Annotated in this window: 7 protein-coding genes; 6 read left to right on the forward strand and 1 reads right to left on the reverse strand. The window is 63.3% G+C overall.

The genetic code is table 11. The annotated features are described in order from the left end of the window. The first annotated feature begins 153 nt into the window (after positions 1-153). Positions 154-423, forward strand: coding sequence for a hypothetical protein (locus ABEA18_RS02490; protein WP_345447748.1), 270 nt, complete (start codon positions 154-156; stop codon positions 421-423). A gap of 1,056 nt (positions 424-1,479) precedes the next feature. On the opposite strand, the gene ABEA18_RS02495 is transcribed toward ABEA18_RS02490, so the two are convergent. Next, entirely contained in the window at positions 1,480-1,869 is a 390-nt protein-coding gene (locus ABEA18_RS02495) for a hypothetical protein (protein ID WP_345447750.1), read from the reverse strand. A 245-nt stretch (positions 1,870-2,114) separates the two neighbouring features. On the opposite strand from ABEA18_RS02495, the gene ABEA18_RS02500 reads away from it, so the two are divergent. The 5 genes from ABEA18_RS02500 to ABEA18_RS02520 all read left to right on the forward strand — a co-directional run. Further along, the gene (locus tag ABEA18_RS02500; protein WP_345447752.1) at positions 2,115-3,092 is read left to right on the forward strand and encodes an MIP/aquaporin family protein; all 978 of its coding nucleotides are present in this window, start codon (positions 2,115-2,117) and stop codon (positions 3,090-3,092) included. A 658-nt stretch (positions 3,093-3,750) separates the two neighbouring features. Then, the gene (locus tag ABEA18_RS02505; RefSeq protein ID WP_345447754.1) at positions 3,751-5,547 is read left to right on the forward strand and encodes a molybdopterin-dependent oxidoreductase; all 1,797 of its coding nucleotides are present in this window, start codon (positions 3,751-3,753) and stop codon (positions 5,545-5,547) included. A 146-nt stretch (positions 5,548-5,693) separates the two neighbouring features. Next, positions 5,694-6,347 (forward strand): hypothetical protein, encoded by a 654-nt coding sequence (locus tag ABEA18_RS02510; protein WP_345447756.1) that lies wholly within the window; start codon positions 5,694-5,696, stop codon positions 6,345-6,347. Between the two features lie 153 nt (positions 6,348-6,500). Next, on the forward strand, positions 6,501-6,956 hold the full coding sequence (locus tag ABEA18_RS02515) for a MarR family winged helix-turn-helix transcriptional regulator (protein ID WP_345447758.1): 456 nt from the start codon (positions 6,501-6,503) through the stop codon (positions 6,954-6,956). After that, a partial coding sequence (locus ABEA18_RS02520) for a hypothetical protein (RefSeq protein WP_345447760.1) occupies positions 6,953-7,266 on the forward strand: 314 nt, incomplete at its 3' end. The genes ABEA18_RS02515 and ABEA18_RS02520, both read left to right, overlap by 4 nt.

The raw sequence follows: 7,266 nt of genomic DNA on the forward strand, positions 1-7,266 counted from the left end.
GACAGTGAAAGGCACCCGCGCCGCACGTGCACGCTACCGCCGAGAGTCACGTCGAAGGAAGGGCCTCTCGCAGAAGCTCTATGCTTCAACACGCTCGAGTTGACGGGGAAGGTCAAGGGTTGCTTCCCAGCTGTACGTGGGCGGAAAGTGGCAGTGATTGAAGGCAAGCACCACGATGTCCTGGACGTTGTCTGTGCGGGCGTGACGGGTCCCATGGGCGCTCCTTCAACCGTTGTTGTGGGGCTGCCGACGCATGGCCGGCTTTGGATGGTCGGCCGGTCCACTGAGTTGAGTGCCGCGCCGTCCAGAACCCTGGGCAGGTATTTGCGCCAGCCTCTCGGGCGTCACTCGTGGCCCGAAGAGATCCCGCCCACCTTGTTGGACCGGTTCAGCAAGGACAGAGAGCCGGTGCGCCTGACCTAGGTGGAACCAATCGTTGTCGAAGTGTCCGCCGACGTCGCCTGGTCAGGCAGGGCCTTCCGCCATCCTGTGCGACTGTTGCGGTGCGCGCCCGGAGCTGGCTCCAGCCGATGTCCCGCTTCCGGACCATCTTGCAGGATCCGGAAGGAACGCAGAAAGTCTCTTGTCTTCAAGTCCGTGCTTTCCGTGATTCGTGTCACAGAAAATAGGTGAAGCAGGGGAAACGGCCACTCACTGAAACTGTGGGGCGGCTGGCAGCTACGTGCTGATCATCCCGCCAGGATCTGAGGAATCCCGTCCTCGCTGCTTCTGGCCGGGCTCCGAAAGAGAGATTGCTCTGGCGGCGCCCGAGGACCGGGGGCGCGCCGGGTCTTTTCTGTGGACGCCCGGGCCGGGGTTGTCCACAGTCTGTGGCTGGTTGGCCGGGGTGGTTGTGGGTATTGGGTGCACAACGCATCCGGGCCGCGCCGGCGGACCGGGTGGGAGTCGTTCCTGGCTTCTAGGATGGTTTCCCACCCCGGGGGCCGCGCGTGTTGATGGCGGTGAACGGCAGGCCGCCGCTGGTGACCAGCAGCGTTGGGTTCGCCCTGGTGCGGCGGCCCGCCCGACATTTCACGGTTCCCGGCCTGCGGGTGGTCAGTGGCCCTCCACGTCCCAGCCGGCCAAACCGATCTGGCGGGCGGCGACTAGTCCCGCGATCCCTGCCCCGACAACAACTGCCTTCATCTTCGGTCCCGAACCATCAGTCGAGCCGGGCAGGAGGAGCCCGGGCAGGATCCCGGTGGCCCGTGCTGGCTCATTCTTGACTCTTCTTCCCGTGCCCGTCCAGAGCAAGGATTCATTTGCACGGTTGGGATTCTGGTTGAGAACGCGAAGTCGAGGCGGCTAAGAATCTCCCGATTCCGCGCGCTGCATAATTGCGGCAGAGTCGGGAACAACGATTTGCTGTGCCGGGTATTCGCCGAGGGGGCCTTGTGAGCGGCTTGGGCTTCTACGGTATCGCGCGCGCCCATTCCCTGCCGGACCTGAGTGGTAAGCCCGGTTCGGCAGGGTTGGTGCTTACGTGTGCTGTGTTCCGGCGCCGGTGCCGGGTTTGCGGAGCGGGTCCACGGTGCCGTCTGTTCCGTAGTCACCTTCTGAATACCGGCCGATCTCGGACTCGGCGGTGCGGCCGGGGGTCGATCCAGTCTCGCCGAAGTCGGCCTCCACGTAGCGTCCCGACTCCCTGGCCTTTTCTCCAAGAGGTTCGGGAAGTCCGCCTTCGCTGCCGGCCGCACCGTAATCCCCTTCGATGTATTGGCCTTCCTCGTCGTCCGCATGGCGGCCGCTCTGAACCCCGGCTGAGCCATAGTCGCCTTCGACGTATCGGCCCCGCAGGTCTGGTTCTTCTGGCTTCTCCGCCGTGCCCGCCTCATCGACAGCGTCTTCGAAGCTGCTGTTGTCGGTCATGTTCGTGCCTTTCCCGAAACGAACTCCGCGTCTTCCTACAGCGCGCTTTAAGTCTAGCGAGGACCGTTGTTCCGCGACAGGGAACGGTGGGCCGGCACGGGAACGCTTTGGCTCATGGATGCCAGGGAAAATCGTTGGTTACCTAAGGCAATCGGCTGGTTACCGTAGGTCGTTCGACATACCATGAAGTTGCTGGGGTTGTCAATTTCCAAGGGTGAATCGGATGACTCAAGGAGGCACTCGGAATGAGTGAAGTCAGTCCACTAAGGAATGCAGTCCGCAAAGGAAGCGGCCTCAAGCAACTGGGTGGTACTTGGGGTGAACTCCTCGCCGAGTTCCTCGGCACATTTGTGCTGATCGCTTTCGGCGACGGGGTTGTGGCCATGGCGGTTGCCGCCTTGCCCGGCTCGGGACGGGCCGCGACGTCGACCACGATCTTCATGGCCGCCGGCGACTGGCTGTTGATCACGTGGGGATGGGCCATAGCGGTAACGATGGCAATCTACGTCGGCGGCGGGGTCAGCGGGGCCCACATCAATCCGGCCGTGACGCTGGCTTTCGCGGTCCGGCGGAAGTTCCCGTGGAAAAAGGTAGGCCCCTACATCCTTGCCCAGATTGTCGGCGCGTTCGCCGGAGCCGCGCTGGTGTACCTGCTCTACCACGATGCCATCGACGCCTATAACAAGGCTGTCGGCACCGGGCGCGCGGATCCAAAGGGGCTGGCGACCTACTCCATTTTCGCGACCTTCCCGGCACCGTATTTCAACGGTAATCCCGTGGGTCCATTGGTCGACCAAATTGTTGGCACGGCTTTCCTCGTCTTGTTCGTCGTGGCCATCATCGACATGCGCAACACGGCCGTGCAGTCGAACCTGGGCCCGTTCATGATCGGGCTGGCCGTGGCGGCGATCGGCATGTCCGTGGGCGCGAACGCCGGATACGCCATCAACCCTGCCCGTGACTTCGGACCACGCTTGTTTGCCTGGCTCGCCGGGTGGGGGCAGACGGCACTGCCGGGCACCGTTGACGGAGCGTTCAGCTGGTATTTCTGGATCCCGATCGTCGGCCCCCTCGTCGGTGGAGTGATCGGTGTGCTGATCTACGACTGGTTCATCGGGGACGTGCTCCATGCGCGCACCCTGTTGGCGGAACCCACTCTTCCGGGACGGACCGGCGCAGACATCGCTCCGGCGTCCGAACCGAAACGCACGGCAGGACAGTAAGGCATCCAGGATCTGATCGGAAGCCACCGGGCAACGATCATCTGCGCCGGTAGACCGCTGCACCAACGGCCAATCTGCCCTCCGGAGTTCTCCCTTGAAGGGCGAGAGTACAGGTTACGGGTCGGTCCGCGCTTCACCTCAGGCCTGGACCCAGACTTGCCGTTGGTGGCTTTCCCGGGGATCGAGACGGCATAACTGAACTGAACCACAGGCGCCGAGGATCCGGTAGAACCTGACCTGTGGGGCCTGAGCGCACGGCATGGAGAGGCGCCGTCTTTGCTCGCCCGCGGCGAAGCCGGGCTGGCCGGAGCCACCACGCCCGCCGAGGAAGCCTACTACGTCCATGGCGGGATCCTGCCCTACGTCCTGCGCCAGCTCCTGGCCGGCTGACTCTGGTAACCCGGCCGCATGGCTCTGGCGGTCTGCTGAACGTCCAGACGGATGGTCCTCCCAAAGGGCTTCTTCGGAAACCTCCAGGTCCCAGTCGCAGATCCGCCAGATGCGCATATGATCGGCAGCCTGTCTACATGTGGTGGCTGCACCGTATGCTACGCACGCCAGCTGGTTCCGTTGCGTGTCCGCGACGGGAGCGTATTCTTGGGATCAGCAAACAGGTATCCACCCGAACTGCAGCTGCTGCGACAATTGAAGGCACATCGTGGCAAGAGACCACAATCATGGCCATCCGAACCGTTCCAGGTCCACAGTCTCCACCGGCGGACCGCAAACACCGGCCGGTTTCCGGGGGGAGCTTCCACAAGAAGCGAACACCGTCGTCGATGCTTCCTGGGCCGGGTCTGCCCCGGCGCAATACGGGGTGGCACCGCGGATACGTATCGGGGCCAGTAAGTGGTTCAATCTGCTATGGCTGCTGCCGATCGGCTTCGTCCTGCTGATTACCGCCGTTGCCGTCGCCAAGGGGTTGCGCGGAGTACCGGCAGTGGCTGATTTCATCCGGCAGTTCCCCGGCCGGATCGTGCCGCCGGGTGCGGAAGCCCGGGCCGGTTTCCCCGTCTGGATCGGCTGGCAACACTTCTTCAACATGCTGCTCCTGATCCCGATCATCCGGGCAGGATGGGCCATCCTCGCCGATCACCCGCGGCTGTACTGGACCCGGCACTCTACCCCGGGCAAGGAATGGTTCCGGATGCAAAAACCGGTGCCTGCTGACCCGCTGTACACGGCCAAACAGGACTCCATCACGCTCCCCAACGGGGTGGGACTCCCGGGCCGGCGGCACTCGATCGGACTGGCGCGCTGGTGGCACCTCGGGATGGACACGCTCTGGCTGCTCAACGGGCTGATCTTTTATATTCTCATCTTCACCACGGGTCAGTGGCTCCGCCTGGTGCCCACCACTTGGGACGTCATCCCCAATGCCATCTCGATGTCCATCCAGTACGCTTCGCTGAACTGGCCGACCGACGACAGCTGGGTCGCCTACAACAGTCTCCAGGTCATGGCCTACTTCATCACGGTCTTTATCGCCGCACCGCTGGCGTTCATCACCGGGCTGGGCATGTCCCCGGCGTTGTCTACCAAATTCCGTTGGATCAGCAGAGTCTTCAGCATCCAGGTTGCGCGGTCTTTACATTTCCTGGTCATGGTCTGGTTCTTGCTGTTCATCGTGATGCACGTATCCCTGGTGGTCGCCACCGAGGCATTACGGAACTTCAACTACATGTACGCGGACCGCAATTCCGGCGACTGGTACGGATTCTGGGTCTTCGCCGCATCCCTGGCCATAATCATCGTGATCTGGGTGGGTGTTACCCCGTTCACCTACCGGCATCCGCGAACGGTCCAGCGGATTGGGTTTGCGCTCATCGGCCCGGCGCAACGCCTATTCGAGCACCTCGACTCCAAACCGGGCCAATACACCGAAAAAGACATCTCCCCGTACATGTGGCACAACGGCAAGTACCCCGAATCCACTGAATACAAAACGCTTCTGGCCACAGGCTTCGCCGACTATCGCCTCCGGATCTCCGGCCTCGTCCAAAACCCCACGGAGCTCGATCTGAACCAGCTGCGGAACCTGGCAGACCATGAGCAGATCACCCAGCACTTCTGCATCCAGGGCTGGTCCGGAGTCGCCAAATGGGGCGGGGTATCCATGCAGACCATCATCGACCTGGTTCAGCCCGACCCCGAAGCGAAGTGGGTGATCTTCTACTCCTTCGCGGAAGGATCCGACGGCGGCATCTACTACGACGCCCAGCCGATCGAACAGATGAGCTACCACCTCACCATGCTCGCCTACGACATGAACAACGCGCCGCTGAGCTATGGTCACGGCGCTCCCTTGCGGTTGCGCAACGAGGTCCAGCTTGGCTTCAAACTCGTCAAATGGATCAAGGGCATCGAATTCGTCAGCGACTTCTCCCAGGTCGGCGGTGGAGAAGGTGGCTACAACAACGACCACGAGTTCTTCGGTTACCGCCAATCCATCTAACCACCGGCCCTGGGGTACCGCGCAGGCAGACTAGAGGAACGGACCGTGCCGGTTCCTGGCACCATAAAACAGCTCCAAACCAAAATTTCACACAACGGCATCACGCACCAGTAGGCGCGCGGGCCGTCCAAAGAGGGAGGCCAGCTGTGGAAAGCCCAACACCAGCGAATCCGAATAACGTGCAGCGACAGCTGGCCATCTTTGACGTTGTCAGACGTGCCCGTGGCAAGAGCCTGCCGCAAATCAAGGCAATGCTGACCAAGGCGTTCACCGAGCGCGGCCTGTCCAGGCAACCGGGCGCCTGGCTGGATGCCGTGGCATCCGAGGCGGCCTACGGAAAGCCTTATATTGTAGATCTCCCCGCAGCGGTAGCCGCCAACAGCATTGCAGCTGCTCCCGACCCCCAAGTCGAAGACGACCTGCGCAAGCGCGGTATCCTCCGACGATCCGAAAACAGCACCGGCAGCCAGCACCCGTCTCCGGCAGCCACAAAAACAACGGACGAAGGCGAGGAATCAGGACACCCCGCAACTCCAGCGGCGGAAGCGCGAAACAAACGCGATGCCGCGCACCCTCGTCGCGCTTCAGACACATCGACCCGTACTGTGTTGCGACTAATTGCAAGCGCCCTCCTCATCGCCTCGGCCGCGACGGCAGTCGGCGTGGCCCTTCGCCAGCGCAGAAGGCGCCCCACTTCGCCTGACCTCGCAGTCGGCGCTTGCACGGTGAATAACTTGGAAGCGCACACCGACGCGCATGAGGGTCGGTGGCGCAATCCGCGGGTACGCGAAGGTCGGTAGGCAACACGGTGGTCCCATATCGCCCGGCAAGCGACAAAGAAGGCACCCGACGGGACCAGCACCACCCTCGGGACGGCAATCCAGGACAACGTGCGCGGGCCAAGACTAGCGCCGTGTGCCACCGCAAGCCTTGCATTGTGCAATAGTTGTCGTATGCTAAATCCTCTCGACCGCCACATCGATGCCCTCCAGCGGGCAACGCGCGACTTGCTCGCCGTCGCCATGCGCAGCGTGGACGAGGTCACGGACCTTTCCCTGCCGCAGATGCGCATGCTGTTCGCCCTGCACGACCACGGGACGGTGCCCAGCGGCGCCCTCGCGCACGTCCTTGAAGTCTCCGGATCTTCGGTGACCCGTTTGGCCGACCGGCTGTGCGCGGGAGGGTACGTGCGGCGCTCCGCTTCTGCCGGAAACCGCAGCCTCGTCCTTCTTTCCCTGACGGATGTCGGCCGCGGTGCCGTTGAAGCTGTCCTCCGCCGGCGCGACGACGAGTTCCGGGACGCTCTCGCGCACCTCGACCCGGAGCTGCGGGACCAGCTCGCCGCCGGTCTCACCGCTCTCCATGGGCACCTCTCGGCGGCGTCGCTGAGCCGGGCGGTGGTCGCGTGAGCACGCACCGTGGCCATCAGTTGGGCGATTTCGCCGTCGACCGGCGGATGCTCCTGGTGGCGGCCCTCGCGATCCCGGTCGGGGCGCTCGGGGCACTTGCGGCCTGGGCGCTCTTGGGCCTCATCGGGCTTGCCACAAATCTCTTCTTCTTCGGCCGCCTCTCGACAAGCCTTGTGGCCGTGGGCAGCGGACATCCGTGGTGGCAAGTGCTCACGTTGCCCGTCGCCGGCGGACTCGTGATTGGCCTCATGGCGCGGTTCGGCTCGGAGAAGATCCGCGGCCATGGAATGCCCGAGGCCATCGAAGCCAT

The sequence above is a fragment of the Arthrobacter gyeryongensis genome, from assembly GCF_039543785.1.
GTDB classification, from domain to species: Bacteria; Actinomycetota; Actinomycetes; order Actinomycetales; family Micrococcaceae; genus Arthrobacter; species Arthrobacter gyeryongensis.

Excerpts from the sequence above, each read along its gene's own strand:
- ABEA18_RS02495 (WP_345447750.1), bottom strand. The coding sequence starts at position 1,869 with ATGACCGACAACAGCAGCTTCGAAGACGCTGTCGATGAGGCGGGCACG.
- ABEA18_RS02500 (WP_345447752.1), top strand. The coding sequence starts at position 2,115 with ATGAGTGAAGTCAGTCCACTAAGGAATGCAGTCCGCAAAGGAAGCGGC.
- ABEA18_RS02515 (WP_345447758.1), top strand. The coding sequence starts at position 6,501 with ATGCTAAATCCTCTCGACCGCCACATCGATGCCCTCCAGCGGGCAACG.